This is a genomic window from Alcaligenes sp. SDU_A2, from assembly GCF_038237375.1.
In the GTDB taxonomy this organism is placed as follows: Bacteria; Pseudomonadota; Gammaproteobacteria; order Burkholderiales; family Burkholderiaceae_B; genus Alcaligenes.
This window is the reverse complement of sequence record NZ_CP151273.1, coordinates 1,824,962-1,847,584: the sequence shown is the minus strand read 5'-3', so window position 1 is coordinate 1,847,584 and position 22,623 is coordinate 1,824,962. Positions and strand designations below refer to the sequence as shown.

Annotated in this window: 20 protein-coding genes, 1 tRNA gene, 1 pseudogene and 2 riboswitches; of the genes and pseudogenes, 12 read left to right on the top strand and 10 right to left on the bottom strand. The window is 60.7% G+C overall.

Annotation, left to right across the window (positions count from 1 at the left end):
- Positions 1–22 precede the first annotated feature (22 nt).
- Positions 23–283, top strand: a complete 261-nt coding sequence (locus AADW57_RS08660; RefSeq protein ID WP_341666493.1) for a hypothetical protein — start codon at positions 23–25, stop codon at positions 281–283.
- Here the strand turns inward: AADW57_RS08660 and AADW57_RS08655 are convergent.
- Genes AADW57_RS08655 through AADW57_RS08640 form a run of 4 tightly spaced genes read right to left on the bottom strand, consistent with a single transcriptional unit; the run spans position 280 to position 3,820 of the window.
- Positions 280–1,338 carry an Ldh family oxidoreductase gene (locus AADW57_RS08655; RefSeq protein WP_341666492.1) on the bottom strand — a complete coding sequence of 353 codons (1,059 nt, stop codon included), beginning with the start codon at positions 1,336–1,338 and terminating at the stop codon, positions 280–282. The genes AADW57_RS08660 and AADW57_RS08655 overlap by 4 nt on opposite strands.
- Positions 1,335–2,519: a UxaA family hydrolase gene (locus tag AADW57_RS08650; RefSeq protein WP_341666491.1), complete on the bottom strand. Its 1,185-nt coding sequence runs from the start codon at positions 2,517–2,519 to the stop codon at positions 1,335–1,337. Before AADW57_RS08650 ends, AADW57_RS08655 begins: the two co-directional genes overlap by 4 nt.
- Complete coding sequence (locus AADW57_RS08645; RefSeq protein ID WP_341666490.1) at positions 2,516–2,812, bottom strand: UxaA family hydrolase; 297 nt, start codon at positions 2,810–2,812, stop codon at positions 2,516–2,518. The genes AADW57_RS08650 and AADW57_RS08645 overlap by 4 nt, the downstream gene beginning before the upstream one ends.
- 30 nt (positions 2,813–2,842) lie before the next feature.
- Positions 2,843–3,820, bottom strand: coding sequence for a tripartite tricarboxylate transporter substrate binding protein (locus tag AADW57_RS08640; RefSeq protein ID WP_341666489.1), 978 nt, complete (start codon positions 3,818–3,820; stop codon positions 2,843–2,845).
- A 109-nt stretch (positions 3,821–3,929) separates the two neighbouring features.
- Between AADW57_RS08640 and gcvA the strand changes: the two genes are divergently transcribed.
- The 5 genes from gcvA to AADW57_RS08615 all read left to right on the top strand — a co-directional run bounded on the left by gcvA (position 3,930) and on the right by AADW57_RS08615 (position 7,963).
- The gene (gcvA, locus tag AADW57_RS08635; RefSeq protein WP_341666488.1) at positions 3,930–4,808 is read left to right on the top strand and encodes a transcriptional regulator GcvA; all 879 of its coding nucleotides are present in this window, start codon (positions 3,930–3,932) and stop codon (positions 4,806–4,808) included.
- Between the two features lie 156 nt (positions 4,809–4,964).
- Positions 4,965–6,377: a hypothetical protein gene (locus AADW57_RS08630; protein ID WP_341666487.1), complete on the top strand. Its 1,413-nt coding sequence runs from the start codon at positions 4,965–4,967 to the stop codon at positions 6,375–6,377.
- 138 nt (positions 6,378–6,515) lie between these two features.
- Positions 6,516–7,094 (top strand): tetratricopeptide repeat protein, encoded by a 579-nt coding sequence (locus AADW57_RS08625; RefSeq protein ID WP_341666486.1) that lies wholly within the window; start codon positions 6,516–6,518, stop codon positions 7,092–7,094.
- Between the two features lie 192 nt (positions 7,095–7,286).
- Positions 7,287–7,604, top strand: a complete 318-nt coding sequence (locus tag AADW57_RS08620; RefSeq protein ID WP_341666485.1) for a hypothetical protein — start codon at positions 7,287–7,289, stop codon at positions 7,602–7,604.
- Positions 7,605–7,780: 176 nt separating this feature from the next.
- Positions 7,781–7,963 carry a hypothetical protein gene (locus AADW57_RS08615; protein ID WP_341666484.1) on the top strand — a complete coding sequence of 61 codons (183 nt, stop codon included), beginning with the start codon at positions 7,781–7,783 and terminating at the stop codon, positions 7,961–7,963.
- A gap of 272 nt (positions 7,964–8,235) precedes the next feature.
- Here the strand turns inward: AADW57_RS08615 and AADW57_RS08610 are convergent, their stop codons facing one another.
- From AADW57_RS08610 to AADW57_RS08600, 3 genes are all read right to left on the bottom strand, one after another.
- Entirely contained in the window at positions 8,236–8,529 is a 294-nt protein-coding gene (locus AADW57_RS08610; RefSeq protein ID WP_341666483.1) for a hypothetical protein, read from the bottom strand.
- 135 nt (positions 8,530–8,664) lie between these two features.
- Positions 8,665–9,213, bottom strand: a complete 549-nt coding sequence (locus AADW57_RS08605; protein ID WP_341666482.1) for a hypothetical protein — start codon at positions 9,211–9,213, stop codon at positions 8,665–8,667.
- A 497-nt stretch (positions 9,214–9,710) separates the two neighbouring features.
- A tRNA-Val gene (locus AADW57_RS08600) sits at positions 9,711–9,787 on the bottom strand.
- 371 nt (positions 9,788–10,158) lie between these two features.
- Here AADW57_RS08600 and AADW57_RS08595 point away from each other — a divergent pair.
- From AADW57_RS08595 to AADW57_RS08570, 6 genes are all read left to right on the top strand, one after another.
- The gene (locus AADW57_RS08595) at positions 10,159–10,653 is read left to right on the top strand and encodes a YkgJ family cysteine cluster protein (RefSeq protein ID WP_341666481.1); all 495 of its coding nucleotides are present in this window, start codon (positions 10,159–10,161) and stop codon (positions 10,651–10,653) included.
- 923 nt (positions 10,654–11,576) lie between these two features.
- Complete coding sequence (locus AADW57_RS08590) at positions 11,577–12,623, top strand: NADP(H)-dependent aldo-keto reductase (RefSeq protein WP_341666480.1); 1,047 nt, start codon at positions 11,577–11,579, stop codon at positions 12,621–12,623.
- A gap of 170 nt (positions 12,624–12,793) precedes the next feature.
- Positions 12,794–12,952, top strand: a complete 159-nt coding sequence (locus AADW57_RS08585) for a hypothetical protein (RefSeq protein WP_341666479.1) — start codon at positions 12,794–12,796, stop codon at positions 12,950–12,952.
- 128 nt (positions 12,953–13,080) lie between these two features.
- Positions 13,081–14,223 carry a quinolinate synthase NadA gene (nadA, locus tag AADW57_RS08580; protein ID WP_341666478.1) on the top strand — a complete coding sequence of 381 codons (1,143 nt, stop codon included), beginning with the start codon at positions 13,081–13,083 and terminating at the stop codon, positions 14,221–14,223.
- Positions 14,223–15,698 (top strand): L-aspartate oxidase, encoded by a 1,476-nt coding sequence (gene nadB / locus AADW57_RS08575; protein ID WP_341666477.1) that lies wholly within the window; start codon positions 14,223–14,225, stop codon positions 15,696–15,698. The genes nadA and nadB overlap by 1 nt, the downstream gene beginning before the upstream one ends.
- Positions 15,699–15,780: 82 nt before the next feature.
- A riboswitch (glycine riboswitch) is annotated at positions 15,781–15,868 on the top strand.
- Position 15,869: 1 nt separating this feature from the next.
- Positions 15,870–15,956: riboswitch (glycine riboswitch) on the top strand.
- Positions 15,957–16,001: 45 nt separating this feature from the next.
- Positions 16,002–17,363: a D-amino acid dehydrogenase gene (locus tag AADW57_RS08570; protein ID WP_341666476.1), complete on the top strand. Its 1,362-nt coding sequence runs from the start codon at positions 16,002–16,004 to the stop codon at positions 17,361–17,363.
- Here AADW57_RS08570 and AADW57_RS08565 read toward each other — a convergent pair.
- From AADW57_RS08565 to AADW57_RS08555, 3 genes and pseudogenes are all read right to left on the bottom strand, one after another.
- Positions 17,308–18,747, bottom strand: a pseudogene (locus tag AADW57_RS08565) (ATP-dependent DNA helicase); the annotation flags it as partial. The gene AADW57_RS08570 and the pseudogene AADW57_RS08565 overlap by 56 nt on opposite strands.
- A gap of 731 nt (positions 18,748–19,478) precedes the next feature.
- A complete protein-coding gene (locus AADW57_RS08560; RefSeq protein WP_341666475.1) occupies positions 19,479–21,152 on the bottom strand; it encodes a VRR-NUC domain-containing protein in 1,674 nt (557 codons plus the stop codon).
- Positions 21,153–21,300: 148 nt separating this feature from the next.
- Positions 21,301–22,608, bottom strand: a complete 1,308-nt coding sequence (locus tag AADW57_RS08555) for an aminotransferase class I/II-fold pyridoxal phosphate-dependent enzyme (protein ID WP_341669626.1) — start codon at positions 22,606–22,608, stop codon at positions 21,301–21,303.
- Between the last annotated feature and the right edge of the window lie 15 nt (positions 22,609–22,623).

Genomic DNA, 22,623 nt, shown 5'->3' with positions numbered 1-22,623 from the left:
CCAGATCGTGGATTACAGAACCATGGCCAAACTTAGAGCACCGATTACGACCGTCACAAAAGGAGGCCTGAAGGTCATTGTGACGGCCATCACCCGACGTCAGGAAGGACCGATAGACGGCTACCTGCCGCAACCCAAAGGCAGATTGGCCATACGCTGGAACCACACCGGGCATGCGCTATGCGGCAACACCCAGCTGGATCTGGACATGGATAAAGACGAACACCGCCTGCTGCGCACGCCCCTGCCGCGCTATGTGTCCACCTGGCATCCCAAGCTCTAGACCACTGACTCACAGGCCGGCAACGGCAGATCGCGGGCCTGCCCTAAGCCCATCAGCTCCGCGCACAGGCTGGGATGCAGCGGCAACAGCCCGCTTGTCTGCACCTGTGCCTCCAGTTGCGCGCCGCGCTCGCCCGGCAGCCGTGCCGAATCTCCGCCCCGGCTGCGGTAATGACGCGACCAGCTCGCCATGTAATCACCAAACAATCCTTGACTGAGCGTCTGTGGATTGATCAGCAGCATCAAGGCGCTTTGCCGCCCCATGGCACCGGCGGTCGGAATGGACGCCGGCTGCTCCAGCGCCGCCAGACTGTCCGGGCTGGCCGCCATCGCGCCTGCCAGGCACTCGACCAGCATGGCCAGCCCCATGCCTTTGTGCATGGCACTGGGCAATAAAGAGCCGCGCAAGGCCTCGTCCGCATTGGTGGTGGGTTCGCCCTGCTCGTCCAGCGCCCAACCCGACGGGATCGGCTCCTGTTGCCGGGCCTTGAGCAGTATGTGACCACGCGCCGCCACGCTGCAGGCCATATCAAACACCAGCGGCGCGCCACCGGCCACGGGACTGGCATAGGCAAACGGGTTGTTGCCGATGACCGGCGCATTGAATCCCGGCATGCCCATCAGGGGCGGCGTGCGCTGCGCCAGCAGGCAGAAGGCACCTTGTTCGGCTGCTTCCAAAGCGTAAATGCCCAAGGCCCCCAAATGTCCGCAGGCCTGAATGCGCACAGCCACCATCGCCTGTTCACGCAGTCGCGCCAGCCCGTGCTCCAACGCCGAGTGCATTGCGTATTGCCCCAGTGCGCCATCTGCCTGCACCGTCAGGCCGGCCGTATCCTGATGCACGCGCACATCAGGCCCAGCATTGACCTCGCCGGAGGCCAGTTTGTCCAGGTAAGAGGCCAGACGTGTAATGCCGTGAGTGCGGATACCCCGCGCATCCGTGCGCAACATGTAGCTGGCCGCCACCGCTGCGGCCTCGGGCGCAACGCCTGCCGTCTGCAACATGGCTGCGCACCAATCGCGCAGGGACGCATAATTAATGAAAATCGCACTCATGATGTCGCGCTGTCGCCATACTGGCGCGCAAAGCCGAGTTCGATGCGGGAAATAGAGATTTCCGTATCGCCCAGCACCTCGCTGCGCGTCAGGCTACCGCTGGCGACCCGCATGGCCGCTGCCCGCAGATGCTGCGCAGCCTGGGACAGTGCCTGCCCCTGGCTGAGTACGGCACTGACATCCACGTCGATATTGTCGCTGAAGTCCTGCGCAGTCTGCGGATTGCCGGTGATCTTGAGCGCCGGGCTCAAGGCATGGCCGATAGGATTGCCCACACCGGTATTGAACAAAATGAAGTGCGCGCCACCCGCCGCAATGGCGCAGACATTCTCTACGCCGGGTGCTGGCGCGTCCATGAACACCAACCCCTTGCAGTCGGGCTTCTGGCCGTAATCGAGCACCTGCATCACGGGACTGGTGCCGCCTTTGCGTATCGCCCCCAGCGACTTTTCTTCCACGGTGGTCAAGCCGCCCGCAATATTATCTTCACCCAGAGGCCACAGTTGCAGCCCCTGAAAAGCGGACAGGGCTTCCAGCCGCCGCACGGCCCCCAGCAACTGCTCAGCCACCTGAGCATTGGCGGCGCGTTCGGCCAGCACATGCTCCGCGCCCACGATCTCGTCCGTTTCGGACAAGATGACCGTGCCGCCCTGCGCAACCAGCCAGTCTGACACCAGACCGGTCACCGCATTGGCGGTCAGCCCCGACGTCGCATCCGAGGCCCCGCACTCCACCCCCATGACCAGTTCGCTGACCGGAAACGGCTCGCGACGCAGATGAGAGGCGTCGATCACCAATTCCAGAGCCTGCTGCACGCCGCGCTGCACGGCCTGCACGGTACCGCCCGCGCTTTGCACATCCAGACTGCGCACAGCACGCCCCGTCTGCGCAATCGCCTGGGCGATGCGCCGGGTGGTCACGCCCTCCAGACCGATGACCAGCACGGCGGCCACATTAGGGTGCGCGCCGTAGTTGATCAGGACGCGATCGTGGCGCTCCAGATCCGCGCCAAACTGCCCGCGGCCATAGGCCGCGCAAACCGGCACCGTGCCTGCCACTTGCGCACAAATGCGGCGCACCACAGGATTTACATTATCCATAACGGCAATGACAGCCACGTGATTGCGTATGCCCACGCTGCCATCGGGACGGGCAAAGCCCAGAAAAGTCGTTTCGCTCATGCTCTATCCCCCCGACCGCGACAGCTTTCTACATTATGAATATGCACATGCCCACCGGCCTGGATCGCCGCCGTCGCCGCGCCGATCACAGCCCCGTATTTCAGGATCGCAGCGCCGTCGGCCAGTTCAGTCAGCGCGAATTTATGCCCCATCGGAATATCCTGCACCAGCGTCAACACGCTCTCCCGCCCGGACGCGCCTGCTTCCAACAGGAGCCGAGCGCCCGCCGGCAGGTGCTGTAAAGCCACGCCCACATTATCGTGTTCGTCCAGCACCAGAAAACCTGAATTCATGCCACCTCTCCTTGCTGACGCCAAGGCGTCTTATTGTGTCTGCGCGGCCAGTTCGGCCGCTTCCCGGTAGTAATCCGCCTCGGCGGCCAATTCGCTGCGAAACGCCGCCGCATCCAGAAAGCGGGGTTCCAATCCGGCCTGCAACAGACGTTCGCGTACCGATTCCTGCTTCATCACGGCCTTCAAGGCCGCCGCCAAACGGGCCTGGGTCGGTGCCGGCGTATCCACTGGCGCGAGCCAGCCAAACCAGGTCAAGGGAATGGCCCCAAAGGACTGATCCAGGGCCTCGCCTATGGTGGGCACCTGCGGCAGCAGACTGGAACGGGCCGGGTTCAGGACGGCCAAGGCTTTGACCTGCCCCGCCTGGATCTGCCCCATCGCGCTGCCCAGCGCCACCACCACCAGATCGATCTGGCCTCCCATCAAATCAGCCACCGCCCGGCCGCCGCCGTTATAGGGAATATGCTGCGCCAACATGCCCGCCTGCGCACCCAGCTTGGTCATGATCAAGTGCATAGGCGTCATGACGCCCGGCGTTGCATATGTGACGCGGTCGTTCGGGTCGCGACTGCGTTGTCGCCACTGCTGCACACTTTCAGGACGATCGGCACGCGCCACCATGACCATCGGGGCCACCGCCACCTGCGCCAATGGATTCAAGCGTTCCAACACATCATCCGGCGCAGGGGTCTTGCCGGTCGCCGCCAATGATATTTCGGAGCTGCCCGACATCAAGGTATAGCCGTCCGGTTTGGCCCGCAGGGCGGCTTGCACCCCGACGGCTCCTCCGCCGCCGGGTCGATTTTCGACCACGAACGGCACCTTCAGCTCCTGGCTCATGGCTTCGGCCACGATGCGTGTAGCCAGATCGGCCGTCCCCCCGGCCGCGTAGGAAACCACGACCGTAATCGGTGCCTGCGGATAAGGGGGCTGCGCCGTGGCCGATGCGCCGTTGGCAGTCAAAACAGCCAAGGCGCAGCAGGACAGTACCTGTGCAACATGTTTCATGATGTCTCCGGATCGGGTCTTGTTATGTCCTCATTCTATCCCCGGAAAAACAACAGGCCACACGCTTTGCCGTTAGAATAACTAACAAGCTATTGAGCATAAGCCACCCATGAAACGTCGCCTGCCCCCTTTGAATGCTGTGCGCGCCTTCGAGGCCGCTGCCCGCCACCTGAGCTTTACCGCCGCGGCCCAAGAGTTGCACGTCACCCATTCGGCCATCAGTCAGCAGGTCAAGCAGTTGGAAGGATGGCTGGACATGCACCTGTTCCTGCGCCAGAACAGCACACTGGTCTTGACCGACAAGGGTCGCGCCTATCTGCTGGAACTGCGCCAGGCGCTCGACACCATCGACATTGCCACCCAGAACCTGCAAAGCACTCGCCACGACACTACGCTGACACTCAGTGTCCTGCCCAACTTCGCCCTGCACTGGCTGGTGCCGCGTCTGCCTGGTTTCCAGCAACGCCATCCCGACATACGCCTGCGCCTGCTCTCGGGCACGGTGCCGCTGCAGCAACTCTACGAATCCTGCGACCTGGCCATACGCCCCTATCAAAACGCACCGGAATTTCAGTTCGACCATATCTGCGGGGCCGATATGCTGCCCGTGATGAGTCCGGCTTTTGCCCGCCGCCATGCCATACGCACCCCCGCCGATCTGCAGGCCGCGCCCAAGCTGCACATCACCCACTCGCCGCAGGACTGGCCCCGCTGGCTGGGCGCGCACGGCTTGCAGGACCGATACCCGGCCCAGGGCATGCTGTTCGATTCCCACGCCGTCGCTTTGCAGGCGGCCATCAACGGATTAGGCGCACTGATGGGCCTGACTCCCTTTATTCAAGACATGATAGACACCGGCAAGCTGATGGCCCCCTTTCCCGATACGGTGCAGACCGAACGCACCTGGTATCTGGTCGCCCCCCGAGGACGCCTGCCTCATAAAGCGACTTGTTTCCGAGACTGGCTGCTGGAACAGGTCACGTCCTGATTTTCAGCGCGCCGGGGTCGAATTAATTTGCAGCAGTCCGCATCATCTGCTTACCGATCCAGTGCCCTATTCCATTTTCCCGTCTCACTGCCTGGCCTACACTGTCCGCCGCCCTGCAAACACCTTCGACCACACACGACAGACGATTTGATTATTGTGAAGCCTGCCATTCTATTTGCCGCCCTGATCGGTGCCCTTGCCGGTGCCGGCGGCGTCGCCCTGAGCCACCTGCCCGCCTCCACATCCACGCCGACATTGGGACTGCCTTTGCTGGCGCCCGATCACCCCCAGAGCGGCGAGCTGACCAGTCAAAGCCGCCTGAACCTGAGCGATGGCCTGCGCAGTACCGGCTTTGAACTGCAGGCCCAAGCCGGCCAACTGGTCGCCCTGAACACCACAGGACCATTACGCGCCGATATCAGCGTGCTGCGCGATGGCCGACTGATCGCCCGCGAGCAGCCTTGCGACGACTGCACCACAGAGCCCTCCGTGCTCGGCGCAAACGTAGGTTTTCGTGCCGACCATAGCGGCTCGTATCTGATAGCCGTCACCGGTGCGGATGCCCGCGCCTTCGGCCCCTTTGAACTCAGGGCCCAGGTCTATCCCGCCTACGACGGCGAACCGCTGGTACCCGGACGGACGCTGACCGATCTGGCCATGGGCCACTTAAAAGCCTACCGGCTGACGATTGCCCAAGACGGCCTCTATAGCATCAGCCTGAACACAGCCAACGCCGGCATGACACCCTTGCTGCAATTGATCGGACCCGGCAAGCGCCACGAACGCCTGGATATCCAAGCGGAAGACGACGGTTCCGGCCAAGGAGCGCGCCTGGTCAACTACCTGTTGGCCGGCGATTACATTGTGCATGTCAGCTCCGCCATGAACGACTCCGCGTTCCAAGGTGCCTTTACACTGCGCATCCAGACAGACTCCCTGCCCGACAATCTGGACCTGCAAGACGGAGCCCGCCTGTCGCTGGACAAAACACGCTATGCAGGCCTGGTCACGGGTAAAGAACAGAATTTTGACCTAGATCTGGCACATCCCACGCTGCTGACCCTGACACTGAGCACACAAAGCGGTTTCGGTGCCTTGCAGAGCGGCCCATTCGAGTCCGTACCCAGCAACGACCATCCCCACACGCAGGTACTGCGCGCCGTGCTCCAGGCCGGCACGCACACGATTACCCTTCCCCGGCACGCCCAGGGCGGGCTGTTCACCCTGCAACTGGTCAGCGAACCGGCCCCAGCCAATGCCGGGGGCGGCACCCTGCGACCGGGTCAGACCCGCCGCGTCGTGCTACCTGCCGGCGTGCGCACCGAGCTATATACGCTGACCATAGAAGAAGAAGGCCATTACGTGATGGATATGCGTTCGGAGGTCTTCGACAGTTATCTGGTACTGCGCCGCGACGGCCAGGAGCTATACCACGACGATGACAGCGGCGGCGATTACCACGCCCGTCTGGAAGCTTTTCTGACGCCGGGCCAGTACCAGTTGCTGGCCAAAAGCCTGGATTCCGTGGAACTGCCCGCCGTCTATGAACTGCAACTGAGCCGCCCCTGACTCCTGGCCCCTGAAACGCCGCCTATAAACCATGTGGCCGATAGCGCCCGGCACGCTGGCGCAGTACGCTCAAACCGCACAGAGAGGCGGTTTCCTGACAGGCAGGGGCACGCCTGCCTCGTGCTCAGGAGAGCGCTTATGCGTGCTTGCCCGCTCCGCCCAAGGCCTTGGCTGATCCTGCCCTTCGTGTGTGTCTGCGCAGTGCTTAAAGCAGAACCCACCATCCCCGACACGCCTGTCGAGCAATTGCGCCTGGGCGAACGCTATGCGTTTGGTCACGGCGTCACTCAAGACGACCAGCAAGCCGCCGCACTGTTTCGTCTGGCCGCCGAACAAGGCAATGCCGAAGCTCAGTACAAACTGGCCGTCATGCTCGAGCGCGGCATGGGGATGCCCCGCGACGAACGCGCCGCCCTGCGTTGGTACCTGCAAGCTGCCCGCCAGGACCATGCAGGCGCGATCAACAATATCGGCAGTCTTTACGAGAACGGACGGGCCGTGCCTGCCGACATGCAGCAAGCGCTGCGCTGGTACGAACGCGCCGCCGCGTTGGGGCTGCCGCACGCCAACTACAATCTGGGCATGGCCTACTGGAAAGGCCGTGGCGTCACGCCAGACCTGGAACGCGCCATACAGCACTTTCTGCTGGCCGAACGCCAGGGCCTGAAAGAAGCCGCCGACCGGCGTCTGCAAGTCGAACAAGAGCGTCAACACTAAGCCGTCTGGTCAAAAAGCCAGGCCAGAGCGTCCACAAAAAACGGCGTGTTGCGCCACCCCTGCTGCGTTAAAAGCGCTGTCCATGACACAACGGTGTACGTGCATCCATCGGCCTACCTAAATGCCATGGCGACGACCGCCGGCGCAAAAAGCAACTAAACTTAAGCGTTATTGTAAAAATCTGAGAGCCGCATGAAAGCCCTGATCGCCTGCCTTGCCCTGGCGCTGGTCACGCTCCCGGCGCAGGCCCGCAACGCACCCTGCTCCGGAAAAAAAGGCGGCATCTCGCACTGCGAAGGCCAGGTCTTTGTCTGCAACGACGGCTCCGCCAGCGCCAGTAAGCGCTCCTGCCCCGCCTACACCGGCAGCAGCTCCCGCCCTGCCGTCACCCCCCGCGCCCTGGGTGCCAGCCGCCACTGCTCCTGCGACAGCGGCACCTACTGCACCGGACCGCGCGGTGGACGCTACTGCGAAACCAGTACGGGCGGTAAGCGCTATCAAAGAAAATAAAGAGGGCTAGGTATAAATACAGAACAATCGTAAAGAACGCACTCTAAAACTGTATTTTAAAAACCCCAGCCCATTAAAAAACTTGAATATCCCAGCATCGTCCATACATTGCTTTAATGCGTGCAGAGCGCATAGGGACGACGCCCCCCGTCGGAAAGAGTGGAAATGTAAAGACGATGGCTAAAAATACCGGTGATAATCACCGCGACGGATCGGTCAAGAACCGAACGCAGGTATCCAACCCAGTCAACAACAACTTCACCAAACGCGACACCACGACTGGTCAGTTCATTGAACAAAAAACCAGTGGTGGCCCCTTTAAAGGTGTCGCCAAGGAAGTAGACAAACGCCGGAGATAAAAAAGCGTTTTAAGACAAAAAAAAGAGCCCTTGCCACCGTAGCGGCACAGGGCTCTTTTACAAGCATAAAAACTAATCTTGAGACAGGCAATGCCAAGCGTGACTCACTGATCCAGTGAAGCATATTCCGGCATCAAAGACAGCATTCTGCCATTCATGGCTTACAGAACAATGGCTGGTCCTTGGACATCAGATTTGCTCAATGCTCCCGACCAAGCAACATCAACGCCTGGCCAGTCTTACCCAAAAATTCAAGCATGCCAGTTCCGGGCTTATTGTGCCGATTTATGTTTCTCTTGTTCTTTTAGCCACGCTTTTTGATTCTTAATGGCTTGTTCGACAGTAACACCCGTTACCGCACCCCCAGCCCGCAGCTGTGAACGCAACAGATACCCAGCGAGCAAAGCGCGATCGCCTTCAGGCAAAGCATCGACGACCGGATCTAATACGGCCTTCCATGTCGTTGCATCCGCCGGAATGACCGTTTTCTGGGGATTATCACATCCAGCCAACAATCCAGCCAACATAAGAACCGCCAAACCTTTCGAGAATACGCCCTTGCTCATTCCTATCTCCCCAGCAGTAATCGGACCCCGGATGCTAACAGATTAAAACGATAAAAAACCGGCCAAATCAATCCGCACCTTTTGGCGAGGACATAAAAAAAACCGCTCGCACGAGCGGCCCAGAGTCCAGATCTTTTATTTTGTCGCCGCCGCCGAAGGGGATTCAAGTGCCTTTGCGGCGTTTTTCTCCTTAACGGAAATTCCATAAGCCGCAACGATCAAAGCAAAAATCGCAAACGCGATATTGAACCACTTCTTCCTGGCCGCTGCCTTCAGTTTTTGCTGCTCCACAGCCTTGAAACGTGCTTGCATCTTCAGACGGCGCTCCTCTAGGCTCTTGCCTTCAATACCGAACAAGGCAGCCTTAATATCAACGACTACCTCGTAAGGTAAGGCAGCCATCAGACGCCTACCATCCAAAAATGTAATTCGCACCACACTGGTGGTCTGATTGTTGCGCCCAACCAAGGCACCGACCACAGCACCAGCCCCACCAAATGTCAGCCCCCCCACAGCTGCCGCCGCAAGCCCTCCGGCTTGCTTGGTTTCTTCCGACTCCACCTCAATAATCTCTACTTCCTCAAAGAGAAGACAACTAACCTTCTCGCCGCTTCCAAACAAAAAAGCCCTGTCCCCAGCACGAAATTCTATGTTTTTAGGAAAATCACCAGCCAGCAGTTTCATACGACCACCTTGCGCAAATAGGTTGCAAATGATTTTGTCAGGACCAAGCCTTGAACTGAGGCGCATTGTATAGCCAAACAGGTAATACTCTTTCCTAACCTAAAAAAACAAGTAACACTCGATAAAAAAAGGCTCAAAAAAAACTGCACCAAAATATCCACACGCACCACGGTGCCGTCATGAGCAGCGACACCATGAACCTGCACGACGACCTCTGGCTGATACGATTGAGCCACCCTTGACAGATCATGATAAAAACAAGGTGCGTCGCCCACAGCAAAGCGTCATGATCTGATGCAATGATGGTCGGACTACCAGGATGAACAACGTGGGAAGCGCCCAAATAGCCATGCTCCCATTCGTTTTGTCCGTGCCCACACCCCAAAACGATCTGGGACTGGCTTGGCGCAGCTTGGAACGCTGAGCAACAAAAAAGCCCCAAAGCATTGATCTTTGGGGCTTTTCTTGGCACAGCTTGGTGCTGTGTGCATGTATTCTGGTAGGCAGTACTGGATTCGAACCAGCGACCTCTACGATGTCAACGTAGCGCTCTAACCAACTGAGCTAACCGCCTGCGGTGAAGAAATGAAATAATAGTCCTTCTACAGAGAAGCTGTCAACACTTTTGTGCGATTTTCTTTAAGAAATTGAGTTTTTTTCTTCTAGATGGCCTGACAAGATACAAAAAAATCATTGAACATCCACCTAAGTTATTGTTATTTAATAGGTAATAGTCGGCCATGCCGCAGACGGAAAAAATCGCAGTGCAACCTTCTTCGGGAAGATTGATACATATAGATACACAAAGGGTGTCTCTGCGCTGCATCATCGTTTTGTGAAGCACGCAAATTTTTCTATTCAGGATGCAAGCACAAAAATAGAATATTTGCTTTAGGCTCTGGATGCGCGGCGGGGCCGCGCATCGGCTCTGGGATCGTCTCCATCATGTCTTTCTCTCACCTTACGCCTGCACCGACCGATCTGCGTGATCTGCCCGGTGTTCAGGAAAGTCCGCTGGACCCTGTTCGTTATGATCCGCCCAATGACGAGGTGTTCGACGATAATCCCTGTTTAAGTTGTGGTGTGTGCTGCGCCCACTTCCGGGTGTCGTTTTACAGCGGCGAGCTGGCAGGCGAGACCGGCGGCACGGTGCCTGTAGAGCTGACAACCCAGATCGGCCCTTTGCGTGCGTGCATGAAAGGCACGGAGCAAGGCGGGGGGCGCTGTATTGCACTTCGGGGCACCTTGGGTCAGCCTGGCATCCATTGCGCCATTTACCTGGATCGCCCCAACCCGTGCCGCGATTATCAAATCTGGGAAGCGGACGGCAGCCCCAATCCAGATTGCCAGCGCCTGCGCGCCAAGCATGGCCTGCCGCCCCTGCCCCACCGTCCCGATCCACAAACGCCGGCCACGCCGGAACACGACAAAGCGGCCTAGCAAGGACTAGCTCATCAACTGGCCGGCTTGTCGTGAACCGGCTTTTTTATTGGTTCTTCGACGAGTTCCGGAAGCCAGTTTAGCCAGTTGATGACAAACTGGCTTTTTGAAGACGCCATTCAAGGCCCAGCAAACTCGAGCAAGGCTGATGACTTACCGACGCACCGGTGCCCTGGTTGGGCCACATAGCCGAGTGCGTCCTTAACTCCGGCGGCTTGCTTGTCCACCGGACAATCAACAAGCGCCGCCATCAAACAGAACGACGCTTACACCCCGTCCCCATATCCCAGCGCATCGCCCCGGCAAGCCCATTCGACCCGCCCCTTTCGAGCGTGCTGCGCCTTGAACGGTTCAAAACACAGGTGACATAGCCCCGGCCATACATAGTCATACCCAACAGAACATTGAGCGTATGGCTGATATCTTATTCAACGCACGCGGACGTCGCGCCATTTGGGCCAAACAGAGAGAACCTCGGGTTCTCGCCAGGCCGGCCATAGCAGGCCGGTGGGCGAGTCAGGGCCTTCGCCGCAGGCGGGATACTGGGGCGGGAGGCAAGGGGCGTGCTGTTCGAGCAGGGCGCGTGTGATTCGTCCGGTGGACGAATCACACTGCGAGTTCACGCCCCGCCCGATCCAGTATCCTGACCAGGGAACCCGCGCGCAGCGCGGACGAAGGCCCCAGCCAAGCCGGCCTGCTATGGCCGGCCTGGCGAGAACAGCACCGGCCTGCTTGACCCAAACAGCCCACCCCATACGAAGCAATCCCCGGTATTGAGCGAAGAACCTTTTTATTACCCGGGCGCACAAGCACATGCGCCAGAACCACCATAGACAAAAGTCGCTCTCAGCGAGGGCCGTAAAACGCGCTACCATGCTGCTCTTGTAGGGCCGCCCGGCCCTGCGTTTTCGGGAGTTGATGTAATGAAATACCGCAAGCTGGGCAATACGGACCTGGATGTCAGCGTGATCGGTCTGGGCACCATGACCTATGGGGAACAGAACAGCGAGGCCGACGCCCACGCGCAACTGGATCTGGCGTTGGAATTGGGCGTGAATCTGGTTGATACCGCCGAAATGTACCCGGTGCCGCCATCGGCCGCGACCCAGGGCCGGACTGAACACTATATAGGCACTTGGCTGGCCAGCCGTGGACGCCGTCAGGATATTGTGCTGGCCAGCAAAATCGCCGGCCCGCAGCGCGATCCGCAGCGCCCAGGGCATATCCGCGACGGCGCGACTCACCTGGATCGCAAAAATCTGGAGCAAGCCCTGCACGACAGTCTGCGCCGCCTGCAGACAGACTATCTGGATCTGTATCAGTTGCATTGGCCCGATCGCAGCACCGTCACCTTCGGCCAGCGCAGCTACCCCTGGAAAGACGAATACACCGTACCGATCGAGCAGACGCTGGAGGTGCTGGATGATTTTGTACGCCAGGGAAAAGTGCGCCATATCGGCGTATCCAACGAAACACCGTGGGGCGTGGCACGCTACCTGGAACTGGCCCGGCACAGGTCCTTACCCCTGATCGCCACCATCCAGAACCCCTACAATCTGCTGAACCGCGTGTTCGAAGAAGGTTTGTCGGAGTTCTGTCATTACGATGGCGTGGGCCTGTTGGCGTATTCGCCGCTGGCGATGGGCGTATTGACCGGCAAGTACGACCACGGTGCCCGGCCCGCCGATGGCCGCCTGACCGTCTACGAACGCTTTAAGCGCTACGATGGCCCCAATGCCCGCGAAGCGGGCCTGGCCTATAACGATCTGGCCCGCCGCCACGGCATCCCTCCCGCTCAACTGGCCTTGGCCTGGGTAAACCAACAAGCATTCACCAGCAGCAACCTGATCGGAGCCACGACCCTGGAACAACTGCGCGAGAACATCGCCAGCGTAAATGTGACGCTGGACGACGAACTGATTGCCGCCATCAACGAGATCCATCGCCGCTACCCCAATCCAGCTCCCTGATGGTCAAGGCGCTTGATCGCGCACGTAAAAGCCGATCAGGCGCTACCTTGGAGCGACACCGTTGGAACAACACCGGGCGGGCCGATCGGTCTGCCCGGAGAGTCTGGCTACGCTGTCACTCCGGGCAGACCGGACTACGGAAGCCAGACAGTGCCAGCAAAGGGACCAACATGGGCAACAAGACAAACCGTGCAAACGATGCGGACAACCAGATAGACCGCTCGGGCACGCAGCCCGTCCCGGCTCCAAGCACCGCCGCGGCCAACGCCAACGCCAACGCCAACGCCAACGCCAACGCCAGAAAAACACATAAGTCATCAGGCGGCTAAATAAAACATCGCTTGCACAGGCTGTTTTTTCCTATTATGCTCAAAAAAAGCATAATAAACCGGAGACACATCCCATCTGCCGGCTTTTTTTGATTCATTTATACTCAATTTGAGCAATAAGGAAGGCCATGCCTACGCAATTTCCTATCGACGTTTGCCAGCCCCGCGACAACGCAGCACTATCCCACCATATTGCCTGGCAAGCTGTGCCCGGTAAAAGTGCTGCTCCTGCCGACGCCCGGCAGTTGCGCACCGAACTGGCCCAGACACTGCGTGAGCAGGACGCCGTTCTGGTGGCGCACTACTACACAGACCCGGATGTACAGGACCTGGCCCTGGAGACCGGAGGCTGCGTGGGCGACTCGCTGGAAATGGCACGTTTCGGGCAAGAACATGCCGCGCGCACCGTCGTTGTGGCCGGCGTCAGTTTCATGGCCGAATCGGCCAAAATCCTAAGTCCCGACAAACGCGTACTGGCCGTACATGCGCAGGCCACATGCTCACTGGACCTGGGCTGCGCTCCCGAGGACTTTGCCCGATTCTGCGACGCCCACCCCGATCGCAGCGTGGTGGTCTATGCCAATACCAGCGCCGCTGTGAAAGCCCGGGCCGACTGGGTGGTGACCTCATCGATTGCGCTGGATATTGTGCGCCACCTGCATGAGCAAGGCAAAAAAATCCTGTGGGCTCCGGATCGCCACCTGGGCGCATACATCCAGCAGCAGACCGGGGCCGACATGCTGCTGTGGCAAGGCTCCTGCCTGGTTCACGACGAATTCAAGGCCGACGCGCTACAAACCATGAAGCAAACCCATCCGCAAGCACGGGTACTGGTACATCCCGAATCCCCGGCTGGCGTCATTGCCCTGGCCGATGTAGTGGGGTCGACCACGCAACTGATCAAAGCTGCCTGCCAGGACCGGGCCGACACCTTTATCGTGGCGACAGACCAAGGCATTTTGCACGCCATGCGACGACAAGCACCTGGCAAGACATTTCTGGCCGCTCCCACGGCTGGTGAAAGCGCCACCTGCAAAAGCTGTGCCTATTGCCCCTGGATGGCCTTGAACTCCTTGCACGCCTTGCACGCCTTGCGCGACAGCCTGCTGCAAGACGGCCCCGGCGTGCAGATCGACGCCAACATCGCGGCGCAAGCCCGCCGTTCCCTGCAACGCATGCTGGATTTTGCGGCAGAGCGTCAGACCGCGCTGCGTGTCCAGGCGGATATGGCCGAGCATACCGCCTTGTTTCAGCACGTCGGAGCCGCCTGATGAGCACGCACGTGCTGATTGTGGGGGCAGGACTGGCGGGCCTGACCCTGGCCCTGTCCCTGCCCCGAACGCTGACGGTAACAATCATCAGCCACGTCCCCCTGCCCGGCGGTGCCAGCCCATGCGCGCTCGGCGGCATTGCCGCCGCGATAGACCCGCAAGATAGCCTGGAACAACATGTGCTGGACACGCTGAACGCCGGCGCGCAGCACGCTGACCCGCAACGGGTGCAGGCTATTTTGCAGTCGGCACCAGAAGCCGTGCAGTGGCTGCTGGAACAGCATGTCGCTTTTGACCGTACGGCCGACGGCGCACTGCATCTGACCCGCGAAGGTGGCCACGGGCAGCGCCGCATAGTCCATGCAGCCGATGCCAGCGGGCAGGCTATCATGCGGGCATTAACACAACGACTGTCCAAGGCCAGCCATATACAGGTGCGCAGCCCATGCCAGGTACTGGCCTTGCGCCGCAACAGGCACGGCGCGATAGCCGGGGTGGATCTGTACGATCATCGTCGTGCTGCGCACCAGACCCTGCAGGCGGATCATGTCGTGCTGGCGACCGGCGGTCTGGGACGGCTCTATGCGCACAGCACCAATCCTGAAGGCGCGTTGGGCCACGGCGTGGCGCTGGCCTGGCGTGTCGGGGCCACCATACAGGATCTGGAATTCCTACAGTTCCACCCAACCTGCCTGCGCCAGGACGGTCCACCTCTTTTACTGACAGAAGCCTTGCGCGGCGAAGGCGCGCACCTGCTCGATGCCCACGGACAGCGTTTCATGCCGGCACACGATCCCCGCGCCGAGCTGGCACCGCGCGATATCGTGGCCCGCGCCATCGACGAACAGATGCGCCGCGAAGACCGGCCACATGTCTGGCTGGATGCCCGCCATCTGGGCTCGGCAACCTTGCAGCGCCAGTTCCCACGCGCCCTGCAACAGTGCCTGCAACGCGGGTTCGACCTGCGTCGGGACTGCCTACCCGTGGCTCCAGCCGCACACTATGCCTGCGGCGGGGTGCTGACCGATCTACACGGCCATAGCAGCATTGCCGGACTGTATGCCGTGGGCGAGGTCGCCTGCACCGGCCTGCACGGAGCAAACCGACTGGCCAGTAATTCATTGCTGGAATGCGTAATCATGGGCCGGGCCGCCGCGCGCGCCATTATCGACACACCGCCTGCCCGCCGTGCCAGCTTGGAGCCCTTGCCTGTCGCCGAACCCGCCCTGCCCCGGCCAGATCCCAGCCTGCCCGAACTGCAGACTGTGATGCAGACTCAGGTAGGCCTGCGCCGCCATCACCAGGGTCTGACGCAAGCCGCACACACTCTGGCCGACTGGCGCACGCGCCTGGCCAGCGGCGATTCGAGTCCCGCCAGAACAGCACTGGGTTTAAGCGTGGATACCGCCTGGCTGCTGACGCAAGCCGCACTGGCGCGTGAACACAGCCTGGGCGCTCACTATCGATTGGACTGAGCAAATGGCACGCCGCTCACAGATCCCTAGGTTTTCCCTGATTGCTCTATAGCCCTATTAACAGTATGGTGTGCCTGTCATTGCAGGCGGTATGAAAGAGACCTGTTCACTCAGGCGCCGACGGAGCAACCACCCCGGAAACTCTCAGGCCAAAGGATCGTACCAGCCCGACAATCTGGAGAGCGGCGCATAGCGCGCCCACCGAAGGAGCCTGGTCCGCACGCGGCCAGATAAACTCTCAGGTCACAGGACAGATGGGGTATTGTCGCCAACCGGCGGCAATTCATCCCTCTGGAGCCTGAAATGTCTCACATCGCCGTCATCGGCGCCGGTATCAGCGGCGTCACCACTGCTTACGCCCTAGCCCGCCAGGGTTTCCAGGTTACGGTCATCGACCGCCTGCGCTATCCTGCCATGGAAACCTCGTTTGCCAACGGCGGCCAACTATCGGCCTGCAATGCCGAAGTCTGGAACAGCCGCAGCACCATCATGAAGGGCCTGAAGTGGATGCTGCGCAAAGATGCGCCGCTGCTGTTCAACCCCCGCCCCAGCTGGCACAAATACAGCTGGATGGCGCAGTTCATGCGCGCCATCTCGGGCTACGAGACCAACACCATCGAAACCGTGAAGCTGGCCATCACGGCCCGCGAAAACCTGTTTCAATGGGCTAAGGACGAACAAATCGATTTCGACCTGGAACAGCGCGGCATTTTGCACATTTACCATACCGCCTACGGATTCGAATCGGGCAAGCGCGTCAGCCAGTTGCTGCAACGCGGCGGCCTGGAGCGCCGCACCGTCACCAACGAAGAAATCCACCAGATCGAACCTACGCTGCAAGGCACTTACTACGGCGGATTTTTTACGCCCTCGGACGCCACGGGCGACATCCATAAATACACGCGCGGCCTGGCCCGCGCCTGCGAACAGCGCGGCGTGCGCTTCTTGCAAGACACCGAAGTGCTGGGCGTGCGCTGCGGCCCGCCGCACCAGATCCAGTTGCGTACCGGCACCGGCACGGACGCGCAAACCCACAGCCTGCAAGTCGATTCGCTGGTGGTGTGCGCCGGCGTCGGCAGCCGCCATCTGGCCAAGCTGCTGGGCGACTACATCAATATCTATCCGGTCAAGGGCTACTCGATTTCCGCCTACCTGGATACACCTGAAAGCCAGGCAGCCGCGCCCTGGGTCAGCCTGCTGGACGAGGAAGCCAAGATCGTGACCAGCCGCCTGGGCAATGACCGCTTGCGCGTGGCCGGAACCGCCGAATACAACGGCGAAAACAAAGACATACGCGCCGACCGCATCGCCCCGTTGGTGAACTGGACACGCCGCAATTTCCACGACGCCGCCACCGACCGTGTCGTGCCTTGGGCGGGCCTGCGTCCCATGATGCCCGACATGATGCCGCGCGTACAGGCCGGCAGCCGCCCCGGCGTCTACTACAACACCGGGCACGGCCACCTGGGCTGGACGCTGTCGGCCGCCACGGCGCAAATCATTACCGAGCTGATTGTGCAGCGCACTCGGGAAGCCGAGCCGCTTCGATCCGCCACCACGGCGGCAACAACTGCTGCACCCGCCGCTGCCCATAGCGCTCGTCCAGCAGATACACATAGCCCCGATCCTGTTCATCGCGAATCACACGGCCCGCGGCCTGTATAACCTTGCGCAAGCCAGGGTACAAATAGGTGTAGTCGTAGGCCCGGCGTTCCCCGAACAGCCGGGCCATTACCTGCCGAACCGACTCGTTGACCTCGTTAAACTGGGGCAAACCCAGTGTGGCGATAAAGGCCCCCAGCAAACGCTTGCCGGGCAAATCCACCCCTTCGGAAAACGCCCCGCCCAAGACGGCCAGGCCGATGCCTTGCCCTTGCGGCGTAAAATGCGCCAGAAACTGAGCGCGCTGGGTATCATTCATGGACGGGGTCTGCCGCCATAACGGCAGTTCGGGATAGCGCTGTGCCAGCGCTTCATACACCTGTTCCAGATAATCAAAACTACTTAAAAACAGCAGATAATTGCCCGGCTGCGCCGCATAGGCGTGCGCGACAATATCGCAGACACTGCTCAGACTGGCGGCCCGATCGGCATAGCGGGTGGACAAACCCGCATACCGGCGCACCTGCAATTGCTCGGTACGATATGGCGAGGGAACATCCAACACCGGACTGCATGGCGGCACGCCCAACAGATCGCGGTAAAAATCGGTGGGGGTCAGCGTGCCGGAAAACAGCACCACGCCGTGCGCATCACCATAGCGCTCCTGCAAAAACGGTGCCGGCACCACATTACGGATGCGCACAGTCATACCCTGACGCCCGGCGACCGCATCGAACAAGGAATGCGCCCCGAAATACCCAGCCAGATCCGCAAAATACAGCACAGAAAAATACGCCTGCAACAAGGCGCTGTTCTGCGGCAAGGGGTGGTCGGCCACGTGACTGCCCAGTCGTGCCGCCAGATGCTCGCATTCCTGCAGCAGGGACGCGGGAATGGCTTCCTGCCCCATTTGCGTGCTGCCTTCCTCGCCCAGACAGTCGTCCATGACCCGTACAAGGCGACTAAGGTAGCGTTTCAAGTTTGAAGGCGCGCTTTTGCGCGCGCCGCGCAACTGCTCCTGCGACAGTTCGGCTGAATACATGCTGCGCGCCCGATCCAACAGATTATGGGCTTCGTCCACCACCACGGCGCTGCGCCAGCGCTGGGACAGCGTCTGACCATGCAGCATGGCCGACGTGTCGAAATAATAGTTATAGTCGCCGACCGCCACATCGCTCCAGCGCAGCATTTCCTGTCCCAAATAGTAAGGACAGACATCATGATCCCGCGCCACGGCCTGCAAAGTATGGCTGTCCAGTTGGGGCTGGGTCACGGCACAGGCCCGGGCAGCAGGCAAGCGATCGTAAAACCCGTGAGCCAAGGGACAAGACTCGCCATGACAGGCCTTGTCCGGATGGACGCACTGCTTGTCGCGCGCCACCAGTTCCAGCACGCGCCACGGGGCAGGCCCGGCCGTTGCCAGGCGATCAAGCGCATCCAATGCCATTTGCCGGCCGGAATTTTTGGCCGTCAGATAAAACAACTTATCCAGACCGGCCTCGGGCATGGCTTTCAGCCCGGGGAAAAGCACGGCCAAGGTCTTGCCTATGCCGGTAGGAGCTTGCGCCATCAGGCACTGTGCATCGCGCTGTGCCCGGTAGGCGGCCACGGCCAGCTCCCGTTGGCCGGCCCGAAAACCCGCAAAGGGAAACGACAAGTGCCGGCACGCCTGGTCGCGCGTTTGCCGATGCTGCTGTTCTTGCTGCGCCCAGATCTGATACAGACGGCATTGCTGCTCGAAGAACGCCTGCAACTGTGCCCGGTCCTTATATTCGGCCAGCGCTGTTTCAGTATGCTTGTCCACCTGAAAGTACACCACGCTGACCGTCAGGCCGGGCAGATCGCGCTCCTGGCATAGCATGGCGGCATACATCATGGCCTGGGCCTGGTGCAAACGACGATGATGGACCGGAATACGCTCGAATGCCCCCCGGTAGGTCTTGATCTCCTCCAGCCGCAGCGCCTGAGGGTCGAAACCATCGGCACGCCCACGTACCCGCAAGTCCTGGAACTGCGATTCCAGAGACACCTCGGATTCGTAATGCGACGGGCGTTGCAAACGCAGCTGATCGTGCCCCCACATGCCTTCCTGGGCGCTGGGTGCGGGTGTAAAGCGCAAGTCCAGATCGCCGCTGCGGGCGGTAAATTCGCACAAGGTACGCACGCCTACAGTCATGCTCATGCAAGCGGCTCCCGGCTGACATGGCAGACCCGCGCCGGAATACCCTGCTGCTCGAAATAGCTTAGCCAACGTCGCTGATTATCTTGCAGACGATCCCCCGGCCCCTTGACCTCGATCAGCTCGTACCAATTCTGCGCAGGCAGGAAACGGATCAGGTCCGGCAGACCGGCGCGGTTATCGCGCCAATCCTGCAACACACGCCGGAAAATCGCGTGCAGATGCTGCGGGGGAATGCAGCGCAAAGCCAGCTCCAGCGTGTTTTCCCCCAAAGCCGGCCAAAACAGCAAGGGACACTGCATACCCTGTTTGTCGCGCCAGCGAGCCCGTATGCATTCTTTGTAGCCGGGACCATCCAGCAAGGCCAGCGCCTGATCGAATAAAGGCCGGCGCCGCGCCACGAAATCCGGACTGCTCCAATCGGCAGGGCTGCTCTGGTAGGGATGAAAGAACGCACCGGGCAAAGGCGCAAAAATGGCCTCCCAGCACAGCAGCCCCAACAAGCCCGGCAGCAGCGTATTTTCCACATATTGAACCGGTGCCAGTTCGGTATGCCAATGCGCCATGACCTGCCACTCCACGCGCTGCCCGTCATCGGGCAGCACCAAGCGGCTAAGCTGGGTGCGTGCCTGCGCCCGCTCCAACGACACCGGCTGTTCAGGCCACCTGGCCTTGGGAGCCAGTTTACGCAAGCGGGGCAGCATGCGCGCCAGCTTCTGGACTTCGGCTTCGCTTTCGGGCCGTTCCCAGGCCTGACAAAACAGGCCCCAGGCATCAGGCCCGTTCTGCTGCCTCTCCAGCACCCGCACACGACGCTGCCGGGCACCGGGCCAGGTGCTGCGGCAATAGGCCTGGTCGGCCAACTCCCACCAGGCTTGGCGCTCGGCCTCTTGCCCAAGTGAAAACAACGTTTTGTCCCGACGGCGCTGCAACCAGTCGCTATCGGTCACGATGGCACACACCGCCTGCAAACGCGCTTGCCATTGCGCGCGATCTGGCACGTCCGGCGCTTCGCGCAACCCGGACAGCGTTTCGTACAGCCGCACATCGTCCAGATGACGGAAAGCACGACTAGCGGCATCGAGCATCAGCGTTTCGTAGCGGTATAGACCCAGATCGCTAAGTACAAATTCTGACCAGTCCTGGTACTGGTTGCCGAAAAACAGCAGTTGCAGACGCTGCGCCCATGCCGTGACGCTCTCAGACAGCCGCAGGACATCGCTCTGCTCCGCCGCCAGACCTGGCCAATCGGCGCAGGGCCGAAGCTGATCTCCATGCCGAAGCGCTACTTGCGCGCGACATTCGTGCTTGCGCGCGCCCGCTGGCAAAGGTGCGAACATGGCACGCAACTGCGCAAGCGTATGCAGATGAAAGACACCGTCCAGGTCCAGTGGCGGTGCCAGACAGACCAAGCCTGCCTGAGCCAGCTCTTGTGTCGCTGCACAGATGTCGGCAATTTCGGGATAACGCAGCTTGCTTACCCGAAACAAGCTACCTTTGCGCATGACAAGACGCACCAGCAAAGCCTGGGCTGGTCCGGATAAACCCCAAAACACATGTCCGCACGCGACCTGCTCGGCCTCCAGCAGGTCGGCACTGTATTGCTGCACCCACCGCAACACCCGATGGAAATTATGCAGATAATAAAAAAGAGGAAGTTCCGCAGCAGCCATAGATAAACTGGTTGTTTATCCAGCCATTCTACCATCTGCACATGCGGCAGACGACGGAAACATCGAACGCCCCCTCGTTGTGCAAGGAACCGACCACACCATCTGGCGGCCACCCGTCCGCCCAAAACACCTGTTCGCGCGGGCCAGGCTACTGCGCCTGGCCCAGCACCTGAGCCAGGTCGGCGGCAAAGCGTTGCGCCTGCTCGGCCCCCAGGCTGGCAAAGGTTAGGCGCAGGCCCTGAGCCGGCTGATCCACGCCAAACACCTGCCCCGAGCGGGCCAGCCAACCGCGCGCCGCCAACCCGGCCAGCACGGGTTCGGCGTCGCGATCCAAAGGCACCCACAGATTGAACCCATCCTCGCTATCCCAGAACGGGATGCGATGCTTTTTCAGGGCCTGCATCAGCTGCAGGCGAGCCTGAACATACGCTGCCTGAGCGGCGCGGGTCTGCGCGGTCAACGTCGCGTCGGTCAGTCCATGCACCACCATCTGCTGCAGCAAGTGGCTGACCCACTGCGCCCCAGAGGCCAAACGCTGCGACAGGCGCTCGGCCGTTTGCTGGTCCGAGGCCATCAGAGCCACCCGCAGATCCGGACCCAGCCCCTTGGACACGGAACGGATCAGCGCCCAGCGCAGATGCCCGGCCGGAATGACGTTGCGGTACGGACTGTTGGCCAACATCCAGAAGTGGTCGTCCACCATCAGCAGAACTTCGGGGTAATTAGCCAGAATATGTTCGATCTGCCGCGCCCGCGCGCGACTGAGCGCGCACCCCGTGGGGTTGTGCGCGCGCGGCGTCAGGATCAAGGCACGCACACCGGCGGCCAAGGCCTGTTCCAGCGACTGCGGCACCATGCCCTCGGGGTCCACGGCAATGCCTACCGGCTTCAGGCCCAGGGTACGCACCGAATTGATGCTGCTGAGATAGCCCGGGTCTTCGATGCCCACCCTATCGCCCGCCAACAGAAAGGCTTGCAACAAACGCTCGATGGCATCGACCGCGCCGTAGCTGACGTGATAGGCCGTATTGACCGGCGTGTCCTTATGAAAAACCTGCCGGCAAACCGCGCGCAGCTCCGGCATCAAGGGATCGACCCCATACAGCGATTGCACGCTACCGCGCACGCCCTGTATCAGTTGCGCCGGCGAAGGCAGCAACTGGGCCGACGGATTGCCGCTGGCCAGATCCTGCAACACCGAGCTGACCCCGTGCCCTTCGCGGGCCAGTTGATGAATGGACTCGCGTATGCGCGTGCCGCGCCGACCCTGCGCATCGGCCACGCCGGCCGATACCAGCCGCTTATACGCCAACGCCACCGTATTGCGGTTCAGGCCCAGTGTCTGCGCCAACTCCCGCACGGGCGGCAAAGCCTGCCCCGGCGCAATCTGCCCCAAGGCCACTTGCTGGCGGATATCGTCGAACAGTTCCTTCGCATTGCTTCCCTGGATATTCATTTTGACCTATGACAT